This is a genomic window from Pseudomonas putida, assembly GCF_001976065.1.
In the GTDB taxonomy this organism is placed as follows: domain Bacteria; phylum Pseudomonadota; class Gammaproteobacteria; order Pseudomonadales; family Pseudomonadaceae; genus Aquipseudomonas; species Aquipseudomonas serbica.
This window is the reverse complement of sequence record NZ_MNAH01000011.1, coordinates 73,917-93,132: the sequence shown is the minus strand read 5'-3', so window position 1 is coordinate 93,132 and position 19,216 is coordinate 73,917. Positions and strand designations below refer to the sequence as shown.

Sequence of the window (19,216 nt, the reverse complement as noted above, 5' to 3'; positions counted from 1 at the left end):
AAAGTTCGCGGGTAAGTGCCGAGAGCGCGCTGGAGGTATCGGCGGGCACGGCTTCGGGCGTTTCGCGAGAGCGCAGGCGCGGTAGCCAGATGATCAGGACCGCCACAGGCAGGCCCAGGTAGAGCGACCAGCCGCCCAGGGTCATGCCACACAGCAACAGCATCAGGGCGATACTTTGCAGTGTCGATGTCAGCCAGCGGTTTTTCGGCAAAAGCATTGGTGCAGGCACTGCCGCCACCCGAGATCCGTCTCTCGTCATCTTTGTCACCCCGCCAATATTCTAGTTGTTGTCTTCGCATTAAACGCCAGCATAAGGCCATTATCCATGAGCCTTTAGTAGGGGACGTTGCAGCAGATCAATAGAAACTGGGGGGATTTGTAGATGTCGCAAAGCAAAGATCGCAGCCTACGGCAGCTCCCACAGGGCTGGCGAAGGCTGCGATCTTTTTTACAGAATCAGGCCTGACGCTGGTGCTTGTCGATCTGCTCGTGACGTTCTTGAGCTTCGATGCAGTACTTGGTGGTCGGGCTGATCAGCAGGCGCTTGAGGCCGATCGGCTCGCCGCTGTCATCGCACCAGCCGAAGCTGTCTTCCTTGATGCGTTCCAGGGCTTGTTCCAACTGGGGCAGCATGCGCTGATCACGGTCGATCGCGTTCACCAGCCAGGTGCGCTCTTCTTCGACGGAAGCGGCGTCAGCCGGGTCCGCCGGGGTGTCCAGGCTTTCGATGGCGATGCGGTTCTGCTCGATGCGCTCGTGGGTTTCGACTTTCATGTTCTGCAACAGCTCAGAGAAAAAAGCATGTTGCTCGGCATTCATGTAGTCATCCGCCGGCATGGCCAGCAACTTGTCCTTTGTCATTGATATCTCTATAAAAAAACGTGCATTAAGGCGAATTAGGGAGCGTTGCGGCGGACCATCGAAGGTCATCGCAAAGGCGCCGTTTATACCAAGCGCCACCCGGCACTCAATTTACGAGGGGCGGCAGTCTAAGGCCGACTTGAGGCCTCAGCAACTGAAAAGACAGCGAATTTGTCCGACAAAGCCTCGAAAATGCTCTAAGGCAGGCATCCAGGCGGATATCGGAGTGCGTTTATAGCAAGAAATTCAATCCTGCACAGGTATATGCAAGACAAACCGCTGAGCTGCATGCCCCCTGGTTGCAGGGCGACCGGGCTCAGCTAAGGTTGTGGCTCGGCAAATGGCTATCTAAAGGAGCGGTTACATGAAGCTGATCGGCATGCTTGATTCACCTTACGTTCGACGCGTTGCCATTTCGGCCAAGCGCCTGGGCATCGCCCTGGAGCAGCAATCGGTGTCGGTGTTCAGGACCTTCGAGCAGTTCCAGCAGATCAACCCGGTGGTCAAGGCGCCTACCCTGGTGCTCGACGATGGCGAGGTGTTGATGGATTCGACGCTGATCATCGACTACCTGGAAGCCCTGGCCGAACCTGGCCGCAGCCTGATGCCCCAAGGCATCGAGCAACGCCTGCGCGCACTGCGCCTGATTGGCCTGGCACTCGCGGCCAGTGAAAAGTCGGTGCAGCTTTATTATGAGCGCAACCTGCGCCCGGCAGAGATCCAGTTCCAGCCTTGGGTGGATCGCGTCGAGGGGCAATTGGCGGCGGCCTATGCGGCGCTGGAACGGGAGCTGGAAAAGCAGCCGCTGCCGAGTGACGGCTCGATTGGTCAGGATGGCATCACACTGGCCGTGGCGTGGAGTTTTACCAACCTGGTGGTGCCGGATCAGGTGGATGTCGCGCAGTTTCCGCGGATTGCTGCCTTTACCGTTTATGCCGAGGGGCTTGAGGCGTTTGTTGCTACGCCGATTGATGGATGAATTTATAGCGCCTGACTTGGCCTCTTCGCGAGCAAGCCCGCTCCCACAGTGGAACGCATTCCCCCCTGTGGGAGCGGGCTTGCTCGCGAAGAGGGACTGACATTCAACATCAATTCAAATGGATATCCCTAAATAAAAACGCCGCTCCTGCGCAAGGCAGGAGCGGCAGAGGCACAAGCCCCAGTAGATCAGTGCATGAACAGAGCGATCAGGATGATGATCGGGATAGGTACACCAAGAAAGAACAACAGTAATGAACGCATGATGATTCTCCTGGGTTAACGAATCGGAGTAGTAGTGACGTAGGTGTCGGTTTCCACATACACCACCGCATCCCGGCGACGGCCACCGAAGGTCGCGGCAAGGCTGGCGAAGAACGCACCGGCCAGCAGCGCTACAAACATCCACAAGGTGGTCCAGGCAGCGACTTTGGCGGCGGTGTCAGCAGCCTGTTGCGCCGCCAGCTTGGCGTCGGCCACGGCTTTTTGCGTACGGGCATAAACCTCGTCGACTCGACGTTCCGCGTCCGCTTGTGTCAGGTTGGTCCGCTGGGCCACCAGTTGTGCCAGGTAGGTGCGGTCTTCAGGGGACAACTGGCCGTCGCTCAGGGAGCGCACGAAAATGCGCGTCACAGTGCCTCGGGCGGCGTCATCGCTGACGGCGGCCGGACGGTCATCGCGAAACAGGCTGTCGATGTAGTAGCCGTACTGATCGCTGTCGGTATTGGCTGCCGCGGTGCCTGCCGCCTGGGTCACGGCGTTGGCGGCGCCACCGGCGACCTGCGCCCCGGCTTGCACCCCGCCACTGACGATGCTGCTGACCGAGCCGGCCACCAGGGTCGCTGTCACCAGGGTCGCTACGCACCAGGCGAGAAAGCCGTGGGCAGTGTCACGAAAGTAGACTTCATCGCCATGCATGTAAGCCCACTTCACCCGCAGCCGGCCCGCGATGTAGCCACCGGCCCCGGAAGCGATGATTTGCGTGACGGCCAGCCAGACAATCGTCGATATGCCCAAGCCCTTGGCGCTCATGCCTTCATTGGCCCACGGCGAAACCGCCGAGAACCCCAGGCCGAAACCGAGCAGCACCAGGATCAGCGATAATGCCGCAGCCGCCGCGGCCCCGGCGAAGATCGCCCCCCAGGACACGCCAGACACCGTGCTCGACTCATCCGTGGCGGGATAGAAACCCTCAGAGGATCTATTCATTGTTGTATCGCTCCAGGCAGAAAGATGGTGTTACAAGTCTCGAAAGAGCAATTGCAGTCACCGTGCCAGTCGCGGGGTTTTAATAAATCCTGATTTTTCAGCGAGTTAGAAAGTTTGAACTTCCCCGACCCATGCAATATGCAAGGAATGGGTATGCTCGGCGGGTTTTATGCATTGATCAGGAAGATCAAAAGATCACAGCCTGCGGCAGCTCCTGCGGATATGTTTCAAATGAACTTTTATTTAGGAAGCCTGCGAGCAATTCTTGGCAAAATGCTCTCCACTCTGTTTTGAATCGAATATCAGGCCAACTCCATGACCCGCATCTTGACCATCGAAGACGACGCCGTGACCGCCCGGGAAATAGTCGCCGAACTGAGCAGCCACGGGCTCGACGTCGATTGGGTCGACAATGGCCGAGAGGGCCTGGAGCGTGCGGTCAGCGGCAACTATGACCTGATCACCCTCGACCGCATGCTGCCCGAACTCGACGGCCTGGCGATCGTCACCACGCTGCGCACCATGGGCGTGGCCACGCCGATCCTGATGATCAGCGCCCTCTCCGACGTCGACGAGCGCGTGCGCGGCCTGCGTGCCGGCGGTGACGATTACCTGACCAAACCCTTCGCCACCGATGAAATGGCCGCCCGTGTCGAAGTCCTGCTGCGCCGCCAGAACACCGTAACCGCGCAAGCGACCACGCTGCGGGTGGCGGATCTGGAACTGAACCTGATCAGCCACGAAGCCAGTCGCGACGGCCAGTTGCTGACGCTGTTGCCCACCGAGTACAAGCTGCTGGAATTCCTGATGCGCAACACCGGGCAAATCCTCTCGCGGATGATGATCTTCGAAGAAGTCTGGGGTTATCACTTCGATCCCGGCACCAATCTGATCGACGTGCACATCGGCCGCCTGCGCAAGAAGATCGACCCACCTGGCAATGTTCCATTGATTCGGACGGTGCGAGGCTCGGGTTATGTCATTGCCGAACCCGTCTAAAGGCTGGCGCTCCTCCAGCAGTCGCCTGCTGGCGCTGTACAGCGCGTTGTTCGTGCTATGGAGCGGGATTCTCATGGGGGTCATGTACTACGAGGTCTCCGCCTACCTGGACAACCTGGCCAAGCATTCGCTGATGCAACGCCAGCACCTGTTCTCGCGCTTTGAGGGTGAGCAACTGGTGGACGCCCTCGCCGTCAGCATGACCTTCGATATCCGCGGTCTCGACGCCTATGGCCTGTTCGACAGCCAGCATCGCTACCTCAGCGGTGCGCTGAACCATATCCCGCGCGGCTTGCCGCTCGACGGCAAGATCCACATGCTCAGCGACTGCGCCGACTCCGACGACCCGACGCTGCCCAACGACAGCTGCGACGCCGTGGCGACCAAGACCCGCGATGGTCTCTGGCTGATACTGGTGCGTGACAACGGCTCGCTGTTTGCCGTGACGCGGATCATTTTGCACGCGCTGTTCTGGGGGGTGACCCTGACCATCCTGCCAGGCATCGTCGGTTGGCACCTGTTGCGCCGCCGCCCGTTAAGGCGGATTCGGGCGATCCAGGGCAGCGCCGAAGCCATCGTCGCCGGTGACCTGACCCGACGTTTGCCGCTGTCCAATCGCCGCGACGAACTGGACATGCTCGCCGCCATCGTCAACGCCATGCTCGAACGCATCGAGCGCCTGATGCACGAGGTCAAGGGCGTGTGCGATAACATTGCCCACGACCTGCGTACCCCCCTGACCCGCCTGCGCGCGCAGCTCTACCGCATGCAACAACAGGCCGGCGAAGGCTCGGCCCAAGCGGCACAACTGGACCTGGTACTGGGCGAGGCGGACACGCTGATGGCGCGCTTTCGCGGCTTGCTGCGCATTTCCGAGCTGGAGGATCGCCAGCGTCGATCCGGGTTCGTACAGCTCGACCCGGTGCCGTTGCTGCAGGAACTGCATGACTTCTATCTGCCCTTGGCGGAAGACGACGGCCTGACATTTGAACTGCAACTGCCGGAGTGGTTGCCGCCACTCAATGGCGACCGCGCCTTGCTGTTCGAGGCGGTGGCCAATCTGTTGAGCAACTCGATCAAATTCACCCCGCCCGGTGGCCAGGTGATTTTGCGCGGGGTCAATGAAAGCGGGCATACCCGCATCGAAGTACTGGACTCCGGCCCGGGTATTCCAGAGGCCGAGCGGGTGGCGGTGTTCCAGCGTTTCTATCGCGCCGAGGCGGGCAACCAGAAAAGCGGTTTCGGCCTGGGCCTGTCAATCGTCGCGGCGATTGTCAGCCTGCACGGGTTTACCCTGGAAGTGGGCAGCAGCGAACTGGGTGGCGCGCGGTTGATGATCGATTGTCGGCAGAGTTTGATTCCACCGGCCTGACCCAACGCGCCCCTTTGTAGGCGCTGGCTTGCCAGCGAAGACAGATTGTCTGGCACCACGAGGCTGAATGTGCCGCCGCCTTCGCCGGCAAGCCAGCGCCTACAAGTGTGCGGGGTCAGGCGGGATAGTTGGCACGCAGGGCCTCGAGGCCACCCTGATAGATCCCGGTGAACAACGCCACCACTTCCTCATCGCTAACACCCACCGGCTCAAACCGACCGGACCAGGTCACCCGCGCCCCGTCGCCCCGTGCTTCGACCTTGATCGTCGCCAGGTACTGAGTGGCCGGAAACGGCGCCTGCTCGATCGAGTAACTGTAGGTCTTGCCCTCGTTGTCGAAGGTTTGCAGACGCTCGATCACCACCGCGCCGTCCGCCGTCTGCAGGCTGCGCACCCGCCCGCCTTCGCTGAGCTCACTCTTGGGAATGAACGGCAGCCAGTCCGGCAGCGAGTTGAAGCCGCCGATCAATTGCCAGACCTGGTCGGCCGAGGCCGGGATGTCGATGGTTGCTGATGCTGTTGCCATGTAAAGCACTCTCTCGATTAATAAGGTTCAGATCGCCATGCTGTCGACGACGCCGCCGTCAACTCGCAATGCCGCGCCAGTGGTGGCCGAGGATAGCGGCGATGCGATATACGCAACAAGATTCGCCACTTCCTCGACATTCGCCACGCGCTGGATGATCGATGTCGGCCGCTCCTTGCGCACAAAGGCGTCGGCCTCTTCCTGGACACTGCGACCGGACGCGGCAATGGCATCCTTGAGCATCAGCTCCACGCCGTCGGTCAAGGTCGGGCCTGGCAGGATTGCATTGACTGTTACCCCAGTGCCCGCCAGCCGCTTGGCCAGCCCGTGGGACACCGCCAGGTTGGCGCTTTTGGTCACGCCGTAGTTAAGCATGTCCGCGGGGATCGCAATCCCGGATTCCGAAGACAGGAAAATCACCCGCCCCCAGCCCTGCTTGACCATGTCCGGCACGTAATGCCGGGACAGGCGCACGCCGGAGATCACGTTGACTTCATAGAAGCGCGTCCACTCGCTGTCGGGCGTGTCGAAGAAATCCACCGCGTTGTAGATGCCCAGGTTGTTCACCAGGATGTCTGCCCGTGGTTCGGCGGCGAACAGTTTCTCGGCGCCTTCGGCGGTACCGAGGTCGGCCGTCAGCCCGCGCAGCTGCGCACCTGGCACTTGCTGGCGAAGGCTCGCCAGCGCCTGCTCGACCTTGGCCGACTCGCGGCCGATCACCACCACGGTGGCACCGGATTCGGCCAGTGCCTTGCTGATGCCCAGGCCAATGCCGGCGGTGCTGCCGCTGACAATCGCCAGTTTTCCACTCAGATCGATTTTCATGCTCAAGCTCCAATGATCGGCAAGGGTGCGCGCTCGGACACCAGTTTCGCTTCACGCATCGCTTGCCAGAAAGCGGCGGGAATCACCGCCGACAAGGCCGCCACATCTTCAGCAATTCGCTCCGGGCGACTGGCGCCGGGAATCACCGCGGCCACGGCCGGGTTGGCCAAGGAGAACTGCAACGCCGCCGCCTTGATGTCGACACCATGGGCCGCCGCGATGCGCTTGATCTGCTCGACCTTGTTGACGATCGCCGGGCTGGCCTTCTGGTATTCGAAATGCGCGCCACCGGCCAGGATGCCCGAACTGTAAGGGCCGCCGACCACAATCTCGACGTTCTGCGCCCGCGCCGCGTCCATCAAGCGCTGCAAGGCGCGCTCATGGTCGAGAAGAGTGTAGCGACCCGCCAGCAGAAAACCGTCCGGCTGCGCTTCACTCAGATCAAGGGTCAATTCGCACGGCTCGACCTTGTTCACCCCCAGGCCCCAGCCCTTGATCACGCCTTCTTCGCGCAAGCGGGTCAGCACCTTGAAGGCGCCGGTGCGGGCCTGGTTGAAGTACTCCAGCCACTGATCGCCGTAGAAATCCTGGGCGATGTCATGCACCCAGACAATGTCCAGGCGATCGGTTTTCAGGCGCTTGAGGCTGTCTTCGATCGAACGCAGGGTCGCGTCGGCGCTGTAGTCGTTGACGATCTTGTTCGGGCGGCCGTGTTCGAACACCCCGCTCTTCTCCCCCAGGTCGCGGGCCGCGGCGTCTTCGACTTCATCGAGGATCACCCGGCCGACCTTGCTGCTGAGCACATAGTCGTCGCGGTTGTAGCGGGACAACGCCTCGCCGAGGCGAATTTCCGACAGGCCCGAACCGTAGAACGGCGCGGTATCGAAATACCGCACGCCGGCCTCCCAGGCCGCGTGGACGGTGGCTTGCGCTTCTTCCTCGGGAATGGCGCGGAACATGTTGCCCAATGGCGCGGTGCCAAAACCCAGGGCACCGGGCAGTTTGTCTTTCAAGCTCATAATCAATTGCTCTCGAATGCTGGTTAACCCTGCAGAAGCCTGCTCCTACAGGGAACGGTTATTTGCCTTACCGATGAGCAGATCCTAGATTGCGATCATCGGACCGTCCAAGACATAATATGCAGCACTTGAGTCCCCAGAGGTCTGACATGATCGACATCCGCCAATTGCGCTACTTCGTCGCCGTCGCCGAGGAAGAACACGTCGGTCGCGCCGCCGAACGCCTGCACATTTCCCAATCGCCCCTGAGCCGGCAGATCGCCCAGCTCGAAGAGCGCCTGGGCCTGACCCTGTTCGAGCGCAGCCAGCAACGCATCCGCCTGACCCGCGACGGCCAGACCTTCCTCGCCGAAACGCGTGCCTTTCTGACCCACGCCAGTCGCCTGGAGTCCCTGGGTAAACGCCTGGGCCGCGGCGAAGAAGGCGGCCTGTGCATCGGCTACATCGAAAACGCCATGCACGCCGGCGTCCTGCCCAATGCCTTGCGCGTGCTGCGGGTCGATCGGCCGAACGTGCACGTCGCACTGTACAACCAGAGCTCCACCGAACAACTCGAAGGCCTGCGTCAGCGTAGTCTGGATATCGCCCTGGTCAGCGAACCGCCGACAGACGACGACCCCGACCTGCTGGGCTTCCAGGTGCTGGACGACCCGATGCTGCTGGCCCTGCCCGAGCACCATCCGCTGGCGCAGCAGGCCGTATTGACCCCGGACGATCTCGCCCACCAGGAATGGATCGGCGTGCAGCACCACCAGAATGTCAGCAGCCGCGAAAACTTCGTCAGCGCCTGCATCCGCGCCGGCTTCACCCCGGACATCCGCATGGAAGCCACCGGCCCCTTCACCGCCATGGCCCTGGTGGCCTCGGGCTTGGGCATCGCCATGATTCAGAAAGGCTTGAGCCGCAACGCACCGCCGGGCGTGGTGCTGCGAGAAGTGCCGTGGATTACCCTCACGAGGCCGCTGTGGGCGGCGTGGCACCGGATCAATTTGCGGCCGTTGGTGGAAACGTTCAGGAAGGTGCTGACGGAGCCGGGTGCGACTGACGGAAATCCGTCGGTTGAATGCAATCCCTGTGGGAGCGGGCTTGCCCGCGAAGAGGGAGTGTCAGACAACACTGATGTCGCTTGACACACCGCCATCGCGGGCAGCCCGCTCCCACCTTGCATCTGCGGTGTACACCAATGCTTTGCATGACATCGATCAACTGTGGGAGCGAGCTTTCGATCAACAGCCTGAAGGCGGCGCAGATGGCGGTATGTTTAACACGCGTGTTTAACGGTTATCAGTGTTACTTGATGAAAGCTACAACACCTTGCGTCGTTGCCTACGCTTACGCCAGAATCCGCCGGCTTGTGCGCCTTGGGGCCGGGTTCTATCGTTTGTCGGTCGCTGAAAATACAGCGATCGGGTTTGGTAGCCCGGATTAATTAGGCGCGTAGCGCACCGTATGCAGACCTTTTAGGTCTCTGTTTTATGGTGGCCATGCGCAGGGCTCTTTCGAGAGCGCCGGGTTCCTAATTACCGGTCTACCAACCCGCGTATGGCCTCCACCCTTCGTTTGGTAGCGAGGATTGAAGGCTCCTTAACTTCAATTAGGAGTTTCATCTATGCTCAAGATCACACCCGATCCGCCACGCACCCCCTCCACGATGTTCACCATCAACCCGCAAATCAACACCGAAACCCTGCTCGCCCACGCCTGCGAATCCCTGGCCTCGGCCAATGTCATGGCCAACGACCTGGCGGGCTTTCTGCAGGGATCGCACCGTACCACCCTGCTGGGCATTGCCCAGGTCATCATGCTCGGTGAACTGGCGGTGAACCGCGCACTGGATCAGCTCGATCCACCTTGAGTCTGTGCCATCACGCCGACTGATGTGGGAGCGGGCTTGCTCGCGAAGAGAGTGTCAGTCGACATTTATGTGTCTGGCACTCCCTCTTCGCGAGCAAGCCCGCTCCCACAGGTTGCGCATCTCTCCTGAGGGTTTGGTGCTTTACTGAAAAGACTTCAAAGCCCTGTGAGCCCCCACCATGAACCGCAACGACCTGCGCCGCGTGGACATGAACCTGTTGGTGATTTTCGAAACCCTGATGTTCGAGAAGAACCTGACCCGGGCCGGGGAGAAGCTGTTCCTCGGCCAGCCGGCCGTCAGTGCGGCGCTGGCGCGGTTGCGCGATCTGTTCGACGATCCGCTGCTGGTGCGCAACGGGCGGGTGCTGGAGCCAACCCCGCGGGCCCTGGTGATTCTCAAGGAGCTGCAGCCGGCGATGGACACCATTTCCGGGGCAGTGAGCCGGGCCAAGGATTTCGACCCGTCGATCAGCCGCGATGTGTTTCGCATCGGCCTGTCCGACGATGCCGAGTTCGGCCTGTTTCCGCCGCTGCTCAAGCAGATTCGCGAGGAAGCGCAGAACGTCGTGGTGGTGGTGCGCCGGGTCAATTACCTGTTGATGTCGTCGATGCTCGGCAGTGGTGAGATTTCCGTCGGCATCAGCTACACAACGGAACTGCCGGCCAATGCCAAGCGCAAGAAACTGCGGGATTTGAGCGTCAAGGTCCTGCGCGGCGATGACCGGCCCGGGCCACTGACCCTGGATGAATTCTGCGAGCGTCCCCATGCGCTGGTGTCGTTTTCCGGCGATTTGAGCGGCGCCATCGACAATGACCTGGCGCGCATCGGCCGGTCACGCCGGGTGGTGTTGGCGGTGCCGCAGTTCTCGGGCCTGCGGGCGTTGCTGGCGGGCACCGACATGCTGGCCTCGGTGCCCGACTACGCCGCCTGCGCGCTGATCGATGGCAGCAGCCAGCTGCGTGCCGATGACCCGCCGTTCGATATCAACCTGTCCGAACTGTCCATGGTCTGGAACGGCGTCAACGATAACGATCCGGCAGAACGTTGGTTGCGCTCGCGAATAGTGGAGCACATGTCGGCGCCACTGCCGGGGCATTGAGCGGGTTGAAGTGCGGGTCAGTCTCGCGCAGGTAGATCGGCAGGTCCGTCATCGGCGGCATCGCCGGGATTTCGAAATACATCTGGATCACCCAGCCCCGGTGATAGCTTGCGTGGTTGACCACGTGCATCAGCATCGCGCCGGCACTCATGGTGCCGCTTTCGCCGGAAACGAAGGTGAACCTCAGGGGTTTGTCCAGCGAGGCATCGGTCTGCTTCGCGCTCCAGTTGCAGTACCAACGATCCACGTCCTGTTGCGCCAGGCGCAGTACCGCCAGTTCAGGGTGTATCAGATCATGGGAGGTCTTGAAGCCGTGCCCTCGACCTTCGAGGTGAGCCTGCCAGATTCGGTCCACCACATAGATATGATTGAGCGTGCCGATGATGTTCTTGAAGACCCCGGCGCGTTCTTTTTCGACTTCCCCAGGCGGCAGTTGCGCCAGGTTCTCGAACAGGCGCTGGTTGGCCCATTGCTTGTAATCGGCAAGCATGCAGGCAGTGCGTACGTTGATCATCAGACTTCTCCGATGGCGAAGAGCACATCTTCCAAGGATAGCGCTATCCGCGGGCTGTGGCGCAGCCGCTGATCATCGGTCCTCCCCCTGTGGGAGCGAGCCTGCTCGCGATGGTCGTCAACGATAACGCGGGGTGCCTGACACCCAGCAGCGCTCTCAGGTTCATCGCGAGCAGGCTCGCGTCTACAAGTGCGCCACCACCCGCTCGGCCAGCGCCAGGCAACTGGTCAGGCCCGGCGATTCGATGCCGAACAGATTCACCAGGCCCGGCACTCCATGTTCGGTAAATCCGCTGATGCGGAAGTCGGCGGCAGGCGCCGTCGGGCCGGTGATTTTCGGGCGAATACCGCTGTAGGCCGGTTGCAGGCTGGCATCCGGCAAGCCTGGCCAGTAGCGGCGAATCGCTTGATAAAAGCCGTCGGCGCGTGCTGGATCCACGCGGTAATCGAGCCTGTCGACCCATTCCACATCCGGGCCGAAACGCGCCTGGCCGCCAAGATCGAGGGTCATGTGCACACCCAGCCCGGCGCTTTCCGGCGCCGGGTACACCAGGTGCCGGAACGGCGCGCGACCGGTGAGGCTGAAATAACTGCCCTTGCACAACCGCGCCTCGGGCACGTATTGCGCTGGCAGGCCGACGATGCGGCTCGCCACTTCGGGCGCGGACAACCCCGCGCAGTTGACCAGCTCGCTGCAGCTCAGGGTCATGGGCTCGGCGCCGCCCATCTGCAGTGCAAAACCCGGTTCGGTGCAGCGGGCCGACAACAGCGGCGTATGAAAGGCCAGGGACGCGCCCCAGGCTTGCGCATCGGCCTGCAACGCCAGCATCAGGCCATGGGAATCGACGATGCCGGTGGACGGAGACCACAGCGCCGCCACGCACGCCAACTCAGTTTCCAGCTCATGCGCCTGGCAGGCATCCAGCCATTGCAGGTCATCGACGCCATTGCGCCGGCCTTGCTCCAGCAAACCCTGCAGCGCCACGCGCTGCACATCGTCGGTGGCCACGATCAGCTTGCCGAGGCGCTGATAGCTGACGCCACGTTCGTCGCAGAATGCGTAGAGGCGTTGCTTGCCCTCAACGCACAACTGAGCCTTGAGGCTGCCGCCGGGGTAATAGATACCGGCGTGGATCACTTCGGAATTGCGCGAACTGATGCCCTCGCCAATCCCTCCGCCGGCCTCGACCAGGATCACTTCGCGACCGCTCATGGCCAGGGCCCTGGCCACCGCCAGGCCCACTACCCCGGCCCCGACCACCACGCAGTCGACATCAACGCTCATCAAACCAGCCCTCGTTCCCGGTAATCGATCAGGCTGGAGAATATCGCCAGCAGCATGGCCATGACCACGAAGAAGATCAGCACCAGGAAATACGAGCCGGTGAACTGCACGATCAGGCCGATCAGGATCGGTACGATCACCCCGGCCATGTTGCCGCAAAAATTCATGGTGCCGGCCAGCACACCGGTTTTCGAGGTGCCGCCGAGGATCGACGGAATGCACCAGTACATGCCGCACCAGCGAATGAAAAACATCGCCAGGCAAAGTAGACCGATCGCCTGGCTCGCCTGGGCGGTGTAGGCCGTGGCCAGCATGCACAGTGCCGCGACCAGCGCCGATCCGCTGAACATGCTGCGCATCACCAGGTTGGGCGAGGCGCCGCTGGATTTCCATTTGTCCCCCAGGTAACCGCCGACCAGTTCGCCGATGAAACCACACATGAAAATCAGGAAGGTCGCGCCGCCCATGCCGGAAATATCCAGGCCATGGGTCTGGTGCAGGTAGCTCGGCATCCAGGTCAACAGGCCGTAGAACACGCTGAGGATGCAGCAGTAACCGGCGAACATCGCCAGCACCGAACGGTCCTTGAGCAGTTCCTTGAACGGGATGCTGGTGACTGCACCTGGCTGGCTGACCGTGGCGTTGCCTGCGGTGATGTGCGCCAGTTCAGCGGCATTGACACCCGGGTGTTCGCCGGGGTGATTGCGAATGTATTTCCAGGCCAGCACGCCGGCGAGCATGGTGCCGACCCCGGCGATCACGAACGCGATGCGCCAGGAGTCGAACCAGCCGATCAGCCCGGCAATGATAATCGCACCGAAGGCACTGCCCAGGGGCGCACCGCCATCGACCAGCACCGCACCGCGGCCGCGTTCGTTGGGGGTCAGCCAGGCGCCGTTGAGCTTGGCGCCGGCGGGCATGATCGGCGACTCGGCGACGCCCAGGCCCATGCGCGTGATCAACAGGGTGACCCAGTTGTGCGCCCCGGCGGCCAGGGCCTGGAACGCGCCCCAGGCGATGGTTGCGACGACGATGACGCGACGGGTGTGGAACCGGTCCAGCAGCATGCCGCCAGGAATCTGCATCAAGGCGTAAGACCAGAAAAACGCGCTGAGCATCAAGCCTTCGAGGGCTGGCGGGATCTGGAACTCGCTGGAAATCAGCGGCAACGCCACCGACAGCGAGGCGCGGTCGATGTAGTTGATCGCGGTCAGCAACAGCATGATGAGGAATATCCGCCAACGCACGTTGGTGGCACGTTCGGTTGCGGGCGTGGCTGGCAACGCCAGGCTTTCGGCACTCGGATTGTTCATGTGGGGCGCTCTTATTGTTGTAGATACGAGCCGCCCGATGCCTGTCAGTCAGGACGCGGAACCTGTGGGAGCGGGCTTGCTCGCGAATGCGGTGTGTCAGACACATCAACTTCGACTGACACTCCCTCTTCGCGAGCAAGCCCGCTCCCACAGGTACGGCGTTTTGACAGACGGAATCAGGCAAGCGGCCCCACTCTAATCACGCCCCCGAGTGCTGAATAATGATGGGATCTGATTGGGGGATCACCAACGGTCATCCCCCTGCGATCAGAACGTACCGGGGTAACTGCCGCCGTCCAGCAACAGGTTTTGCCCGGTGAGGAAACCGGATTGGGCGCTGCAGATGAAGGCGCAATAAGCCCCGAATTCATCCGGCTGGCCGAAGCGCTGGGCCGGGACGTTCTTGCGCCGTTGTTGGGCGATGCCTTCAACGCTGGTGCCGTTGGCCTGGGCGGCGGCATTCAGGGTCTTGTGCAGGCGTTCGGTCTCGAACGGCCCCGGCAACAGGTTGTTGACCGTGACGTTGTTGCCCGCCAGTCGCGCCTGACGGGCCAGTCCGGCGATGAACCCGGTCAGGCCGCTGCGGGCGCCATTGGACAGACCGAGAACATCGATTGGCGCCTTCACCGCGCCGGAAGTGATGTTGACGATGCGCCCGAAACCGCGCTCGGCCATGCCATCGACACAGGCCTTGATCAGCTCGATGGGCGTGAGCATGTTGGCATCCAGCGCCTTGAGCCAGTCTTCACGTTGCCAGTCGCGAAAATCTCCCGGTGGCGGCCCACCAGCGTTATTGACCAGGATGTCCACCTGCGGACACGCCGCCAGCACCTGTTCGCGCACCGCAGGTGTACTGATGTCCCCGGCCACGGTGCGCACTTCGATGTTCGGCGCCAAGGCGCGCAACTCATTGGCAGCGGCCTGCAAGGTGTCGTTGCCCCGGGCGTTGATCACCAGGTTGACGCCCTCCTTCGCCAAGGCCCGCGCACAGGCCAGGCCCAAACCCTTGCTGGCGGCACAAACAATGGCCCAGCGCCCCGAAATACCCAAATCCATGACGATGCTCCTGACGGTTCAAAGCGCCCACGTTACCACCCAGCCCCCATCGTTCGGGGGATGACAAAGAGTGATCGGTGTATCAGGCCTTTTCATTATCGACAGCCAACGGGGCTCATTACTGTTGCGGCACCAACAAGAAAACCGGAGACCCACATGAACCCGTTCCAGTTTTATTTCCCCACGACCTTGAAGAGCGGCAACGGCCTGGTGCGTCAGGCCGGCGCATTGCTCAAGCCCCATGTTCGAAAAAAACTGCTGGTGGTCACCGACGAAGGCCTGATGGCATCGGGCGTCATGGAAAGTTTTTTCGCCTCGCTGGCCGACAGTGACATTGGCTACGAAGTGTTCGCCGGGGTCGAACCGAATCCCACCACGGATGTGCTGGAACGTGCCGTCGCCTTCCTGAAGAACCACGATTGCGACTCGGTGATCGGCGTCGGTGGCGGCAGCAGCATCGACACCGCCAAGGGTGTCGCGGCCATGGCCACCAACCCAGGCAACATTCTCGACTACGAAGGCTACGACAAACTACTGCACCCGCCGCTGCCGATCTTTGCCATTCCAACCACCTCGGGCACCGGTAGCGAGTGTACGGCTTCCACGGTGTTCACCAACACCAGGACACTGTTCAAGACGGTGATCATCAGCCCGGCATTGTTCCCCAAACTGGCGATTCTCGACGCCGAACTGACCCTCAAGCTGCCGCCGTCGATCACCGCCGCCACCGGCATGGATGCCCTGACTCACGCCATCGAATCTTACGTTTCGAAGCAGGCCAACCCGATCAGCCAGGCCTTGGCCCTGCATGCGATCAAGTTGATTTGCACGCACCTGCCCAAGGCGTTTTTCAGCGGCTCGGACCTGCACGCGCGGGAGCAGATGCTACTCGCTTCGTTCCTCGCCGGGGTCGCGTTCGCCCAATCGAAACTGGGCAACGTCCATGCGATTTCCCACACCTTCGGCGGCGTGTTCAACATCCCCCACGGCATCGCCAACGCCACGCTGCTGCCTTACGTAATCGAATACAACCTGCCGGCCTGCCCGGAGTTGTTCCGCGACATCGCCATCGCCATGGGCGAAGACGTCAATGGCCTGAGCCCTGCCCGCGCCGGGCACAAGGTGGTGGAGCACGTGATGGCGCTGAACGAGGCCATTGGCATCCCGGACAACATCAAGGACCTGGGCGTGGACCTGGACTACATGCCGCAAATGGTCAGCGACTCGATGCGCAGTGGCAACGTGCTGGTCAACCCGCGCCTGACCAACGCTGCCGATGTCGAGCGAATCATCAGCAACGCCTTCCACGGCATTCATTCCTGAGAGACAAACCCCATGTTCTACGAGATGCGCACCTACACCCTGAAGATCGGCACGATGCAGACCTACCTCAAGCACTTCGAGGAAAACGGCCTGCCGGTGATTTCCCGCTACGCCACGCTGGTGGGCTGGTGGTACAGCGAATTCGGCGAGCTGAACCAGGTGATCCACCTCTGGGCCTACGAGAGCCTGGACGAGCGAATCAACAAGCGCGCCGCGCTGTACCAGGATCCGGACTGGCTCGAAGGCTTCGTGCCCATCGCCTTCCCCATGCTGGAAAAAATGGAATCGAAGCTGCTGATGCCGGCAGCGTTTTCACCCATCCAATAATCCCTGCCCCGACCTGACAGGCAAAACGAAAACCTGTAGGAGCTGGCTTGCCAGCGAAGAGGGCGTGCCAGTCGACACTAGTGTTGGCTGACAATCCGCTTTCGCTGGCAAGCCAGCTCCTACAGGTTCCGTTCAGGACATGGGTCCCGTTGCAGCTCATTGATCAGCAGGGTCGCCGCCGGGGACAGATTGGCACCGGCCCGACTGATCACGCCATAAGGCTCGATCAGCGCACGCAAGGACACCGGCAGCTTGACCAGCAGGTCGAACTGTTCGCAGAACCGGGCCACCTCTACCGGGATCACCGCGAGCAACGTCGGGTCCTGTTGCACCAGCAAAATGGTGGCGAAGGTCGACGAGGTTTCCAGTGGATAACGCGGTATCTCCAGCCCTGCCTCGTTCATCTCCCGCTCCAGGGCCTGGCGCATCGGCATGTCCTTGGGGTAGACCACCCAACGGTAATCGCTCAATTGCGCCAGCTGCAACGACTCGGCGCGGGCCAGCGGGTGATCCTTGCTGGCGACCACGGCCAGGGGTTCTTCGCTCAATTCGATACAATCATAGGCATCCGAACGCTGGCCGACACTGGTTCGACAGATGGCCAGGTCCAGTCGCCCCTGATCCAGTAATCCGAGCAAAGTGGCGCTGGTGTTTTCCACCAGCTCCACCGACAGCTCCGGTTGCTTGAGCCGCAACTCGGTCAGTGCCCGGGTCAGCAACGGCACCGCGCCCATGATCACCCCAACCGACAGCCGTCCGCCCTGGCCGCGCATGATGCTGACCATTTCCTCGCGCAGATGCTCCACATCGCTGTAGATCAGCCGCGCATAACGAATCATGCAACGCCCCATTTCATTGGCCACCAGGCCTTTGGGCTGGCGATCGAATAACGGCATGCCAAGCAGCGACTCGACCTCCTGCAGGGCCTTGGTGGCGCCGGACTGGGAAATCGAAATCTGCTCGGCGGCCTTGTGCAGCGAGCCGCGGTCATCCAGCGCGATCAACAACCGCAATTGTTTGAGGCGTAGTCGCGAAGCGATGCTGCCAAGGGACGGAACCCTGTCTGTGTGTGCTCGATTCAATGTGCAGATCCATCAAGGCCCACGCCGAGCGCCGTCGACGCGGGCAAAAGGTTCGCTAGCGAACCATCAGGGTACACAGCCCTCTTGTTCGGAAACAGACAGGTACTGACAATTCAATTGTTCCGGATTTTCACGACTGGGCGAACTTCAGGCTGTCCGGCCACATGCCATGAACACCTCAATTGCGGACAACCGAGCAACTGCGGTAGCGCTAATAAAACGGCTCAAGGCATCGACTCGGGAACTCCTGACGACAGTCATGCATCCTACAGGTGTGGTACTTCCTTTTTGCATCACGCCTTCAGAGGACACCGTCATGCGCCGTCTGATTATCATTTCTTCCCTTGCACTGTGCTTACCGTTCGGCTCCGCGATGGCCGATGTGGACGCAAAAGATGTCGCCACCTCGGCCGGGGTTTCCGCCTCGCTGTATTCGACGTTCAAGGATGACAAGCTGATGATTCCCGCGCGGGATGACGCCTCCAGCTTCGTGGCCAGTGATGGCGCGATTCGCGGCGTTTACCTGGAGCAGGTTCTGCAGCGAGTTCGCCAGGAACATCCCGACCTCAGCAGCGCCAGCGACGAAGAACTGGCCCGCGCCATCCTTGTCCAGGAAGGCCAATAACCGAGATCAAAAGATCGCAGCCTCTGGAAGCGAGGCTGCGATCTTTTAATCAACGATAACGCGCAGCCGGCGTCGAGTTGCCAAACAACCCGGACAACACCTGGCGCTGGGCTTCATAACGATCCCACTGCTCACCATCGTGCAAGCCCGGAAGGGTGACCACTTCCCCCTGCTCCAGCCCCACCAGCGCCGCATCGACCATGTCTTCGGCGGACATCACGATCTCCTGCGGCAGGTTCTCCACCGGGTTGCCGGCTTCGCTCCAGAAATCGGTGGCGGTCGCGCCCGGCAGTACGGCCTGAATGCGCACGCCTTTGTCGGCCAGTTCGCGGTGCATCGATTGGCTCAGGCCGAGGACAAATGCCTTGGTCCCACCGTATACGCCGTTGAGGATTTCCGGGGCGATGGCGACGATCGAGGAAATGTTGATCACTGTGCCGGCGCCCCGTGCAACGAAGCCAGGCGCCACCGCATAGGCCAGGCGTGTCAGCGCGGTGATATTAAGGGTGATCATGTCTTCCATGTCATCCACGGGGCTGCCGAGCAACGGCATGACCGCGCCGACGCCGGCGTTGTTGACCAATAACGTGATGCTCGCGTCGCTGCGCAGGATCTGTTCGACCCGCCGCAAGCCAGCCTTGTCTTTCAGATCCGCAGCGACCACCTCCACAGCGCGGCCGGTCTGGTCGCTCAGGCGATTGGCCAAGGTGTCGAGTTTTGCCTGGCTGCGAGCGACCAGGATCAGGTCATAACCCTGCCGGGCGAGACGATCGGCGTACACCGCGCCGATACCCGAAGAGGCGCCAGTGATCAGTGCAGTGCCTTTGGGAGAGAGAGCCATGTTCAGTTTCCTTCACAGTGAGGCGAGACAATCGCCAGGTAGGAACCGTTATAAATTGACTCGTGCTAGTCTCAAATGACGTTTAATCTACGTTTTTCGGACATGGTG

At 61.4% G+C, this 19,216-nt stretch carries 19 protein-coding genes and 1 pseudogene; 9 read left to right on the top strand and 11 right to left on the bottom strand.

What is annotated here, in order from left to right; translation table 11 throughout:
* Nucleotides 1-456 precede the first annotated feature (456 nt).
* Nucleotides 457-861 carry a TraR/DksA family transcriptional regulator gene (locus tag BKX96_RS28090; protein ID WP_007935965.1) on the bottom strand — a complete coding sequence of 135 codons (405 nt, stop codon included), beginning with the start codon at nt 859-861 and terminating at the stop codon, nt 457-459.
* Nucleotides 862-1,225: 364 nt separating this feature from the next.
* On the opposite strand from BKX96_RS28090, the gene BKX96_RS28085 reads away from it, so the two are divergent.
* Nucleotides 1,226-1,840 (top strand): glutathione S-transferase, encoded by a 615-nt coding sequence (locus tag BKX96_RS28085; RefSeq protein WP_046817584.1) that lies wholly within the window; start codon nt 1,226-1,228, stop codon nt 1,838-1,840.
* 278 nt (nt 1,841-2,118) lie between these two features.
* On the opposite strand, the gene BKX96_RS28080 is transcribed toward BKX96_RS28085, so the two are convergent.
* Entirely contained in the window at nt 2,119-3,048 is a 930-nt protein-coding gene (locus BKX96_RS28080) for a hypothetical protein (protein WP_077186055.1), read from the bottom strand.
* 315 nt (nt 3,049-3,363) lie between these two features.
* Between BKX96_RS28080 and BKX96_RS28075 the strand changes: the two genes are divergently transcribed.
* A complete protein-coding gene (locus BKX96_RS28075; protein ID WP_020796732.1) occupies nt 3,364-4,047 on the top strand; it encodes a response regulator transcription factor in 684 nt (227 codons plus the stop codon).
* Nucleotides 4,025-5,419, top strand: a complete 1,395-nt coding sequence (locus tag BKX96_RS28070) for a sensor histidine kinase (protein WP_046817586.1) — start codon at nt 4,025-4,027, stop codon at nt 5,417-5,419. Before BKX96_RS28075 ends, BKX96_RS28070 begins: the two co-directional genes overlap by 23 nt.
* 115 nt (nt 5,420-5,534) lie before the next feature.
* Here BKX96_RS28070 and BKX96_RS28065 read toward each other — a convergent pair whose 3' ends face one another.
* The 3 genes from BKX96_RS28065 to BKX96_RS28055 are packed head-to-tail and all read right to left on the bottom strand — an operon-like array spanning nt 5,535 to nt 7,789.
* A complete protein-coding gene (locus BKX96_RS28065) occupies nt 5,535-5,945 on the bottom strand; it encodes an SRPBCC family protein (protein WP_077186054.1) in 411 nt (136 codons plus the stop codon).
* Nucleotides 5,946-5,972: 27 nt separating this feature from the next.
* Nucleotides 5,973-6,770: an SDR family NAD(P)-dependent oxidoreductase gene (locus BKX96_RS28060; RefSeq protein ID WP_046817588.1), complete on the bottom strand. Its 798-nt coding sequence runs from the start codon at nt 6,768-6,770 to the stop codon at nt 5,973-5,975.
* 2 nt (nt 6,771-6,772) lie between these two features.
* On the bottom strand, nt 6,773-7,789 hold the full coding sequence (locus BKX96_RS28055) for an aldo/keto reductase (RefSeq protein WP_077186053.1): 1,017 nt from the start codon (nt 7,787-7,789) through the stop codon (nt 6,773-6,775).
* A gap of 149 nt (nt 7,790-7,938) precedes the next feature.
* Between BKX96_RS28055 and BKX96_RS28050 the strand changes: the two genes are divergently transcribed.
* The 3 genes and pseudogenes from BKX96_RS28050 to BKX96_RS28040 all read left to right on the top strand — a co-directional run bounded on the left by BKX96_RS28050 (nt 7,939) and on the right by BKX96_RS28040 (nt 10,743).
* Nucleotides 7,939-8,919, top strand: a complete 981-nt coding sequence (locus tag BKX96_RS28050) for a LysR substrate-binding domain-containing protein (RefSeq protein ID WP_077186052.1) — start codon at nt 7,939-7,941, stop codon at nt 8,917-8,919.
* A 503-nt stretch (nt 8,920-9,422) separates the two neighbouring features.
* A pseudogene (locus tag BKX96_RS28045) lies at nt 9,423-9,644 on the top strand (DUF6124 family protein); the annotation flags it as partial.
* Nucleotides 9,645-9,822: 178 nt separating this feature from the next.
* Entirely contained in the window at nt 9,823-10,743 is a 921-nt protein-coding gene (locus BKX96_RS28040; protein ID WP_077186050.1) for a LysR substrate-binding domain-containing protein, read from the top strand.
* Here the strand turns inward: BKX96_RS28040 and BKX96_RS28035 are convergent.
* The 4 genes from BKX96_RS28035 to BKX96_RS28015 all read right to left on the bottom strand — a co-directional run bounded on the left by BKX96_RS28035 (nt 10,664) and on the right by BKX96_RS28015 (nt 14,910).
* Nucleotides 10,664-11,257, bottom strand: a complete 594-nt coding sequence (locus BKX96_RS28035) for a DinB family protein (RefSeq protein ID WP_046817598.1) — start codon at nt 11,255-11,257, stop codon at nt 10,664-10,666. The genes BKX96_RS28040 and BKX96_RS28035 overlap by 80 nt on opposite strands.
* Nucleotides 11,258-11,440: 183 nt before the next feature.
* A complete protein-coding gene (locus BKX96_RS28025) occupies nt 11,441-12,541 on the bottom strand; it encodes an NAD(P)/FAD-dependent oxidoreductase (RefSeq protein ID WP_077186048.1) in 1,101 nt (366 codons plus the stop codon).
* The gene (locus BKX96_RS28020; RefSeq protein WP_077186047.1) at nt 12,541-13,854 is read right to left on the bottom strand and encodes an MFS transporter; all 1,314 of its coding nucleotides are present in this window, start codon (nt 13,852-13,854) and stop codon (nt 12,541-12,543) included. Before BKX96_RS28020 ends, BKX96_RS28025 begins: the two co-directional genes overlap by 1 nt.
* A 267-nt stretch (nt 13,855-14,121) precedes the next feature.
* Nucleotides 14,122-14,910 carry an SDR family oxidoreductase gene (locus tag BKX96_RS28015; protein ID WP_077186046.1) on the bottom strand — a complete coding sequence of 263 codons (789 nt, stop codon included), beginning with the start codon at nt 14,908-14,910 and terminating at the stop codon, nt 14,122-14,124.
* A 156-nt stretch (nt 14,911-15,066) separates the two neighbouring features.
* Here BKX96_RS28015 and BKX96_RS28010 point away from each other — a divergent pair, with 156 nt between their 5' ends.
* Nucleotides 15,067-16,233, top strand: coding sequence for an iron-containing alcohol dehydrogenase (locus BKX96_RS28010; RefSeq protein WP_077186045.1), 1,167 nt, complete (start codon nt 15,067-15,069; stop codon nt 16,231-16,233).
* Between the two features lie 12 nt (nt 16,234-16,245).
* Nucleotides 16,246-16,560, top strand: a complete 315-nt coding sequence (locus BKX96_RS28005) for an NIPSNAP family protein (RefSeq protein WP_046817603.1) — start codon at nt 16,246-16,248, stop codon at nt 16,558-16,560.
* 119 nt (nt 16,561-16,679) lie between these two features.
* Here the strand turns inward: BKX96_RS28005 and BKX96_RS28000 are convergent, their stop codons facing one another.
* On the bottom strand, nt 16,680-17,642 hold the full coding sequence (locus BKX96_RS28000; protein WP_077186044.1) for a LysR family transcriptional regulator: 963 nt from the start codon (nt 17,640-17,642) through the stop codon (nt 16,680-16,682).
* Between the two features lie 316 nt (nt 17,643-17,958).
* On the opposite strand from BKX96_RS28000, the gene BKX96_RS27995 reads away from it, so the two are divergent.
* On the top strand, nt 17,959-18,267 hold the full coding sequence (locus BKX96_RS27995) for a DUF2388 domain-containing protein (protein WP_046817605.1): 309 nt from the start codon (nt 17,959-17,961) through the stop codon (nt 18,265-18,267).
* A gap of 49 nt (nt 18,268-18,316) precedes the next feature.
* Here the strand turns inward: BKX96_RS27995 and BKX96_RS27990 are convergent, their stop codons facing one another.
* Entirely contained in the window at nt 18,317-19,108 is a 792-nt protein-coding gene (locus BKX96_RS27990) for an SDR family NAD(P)-dependent oxidoreductase (RefSeq protein WP_077186043.1), read from the bottom strand.
* Nucleotides 19,109-19,216: the final 108 nt, after the last annotated feature.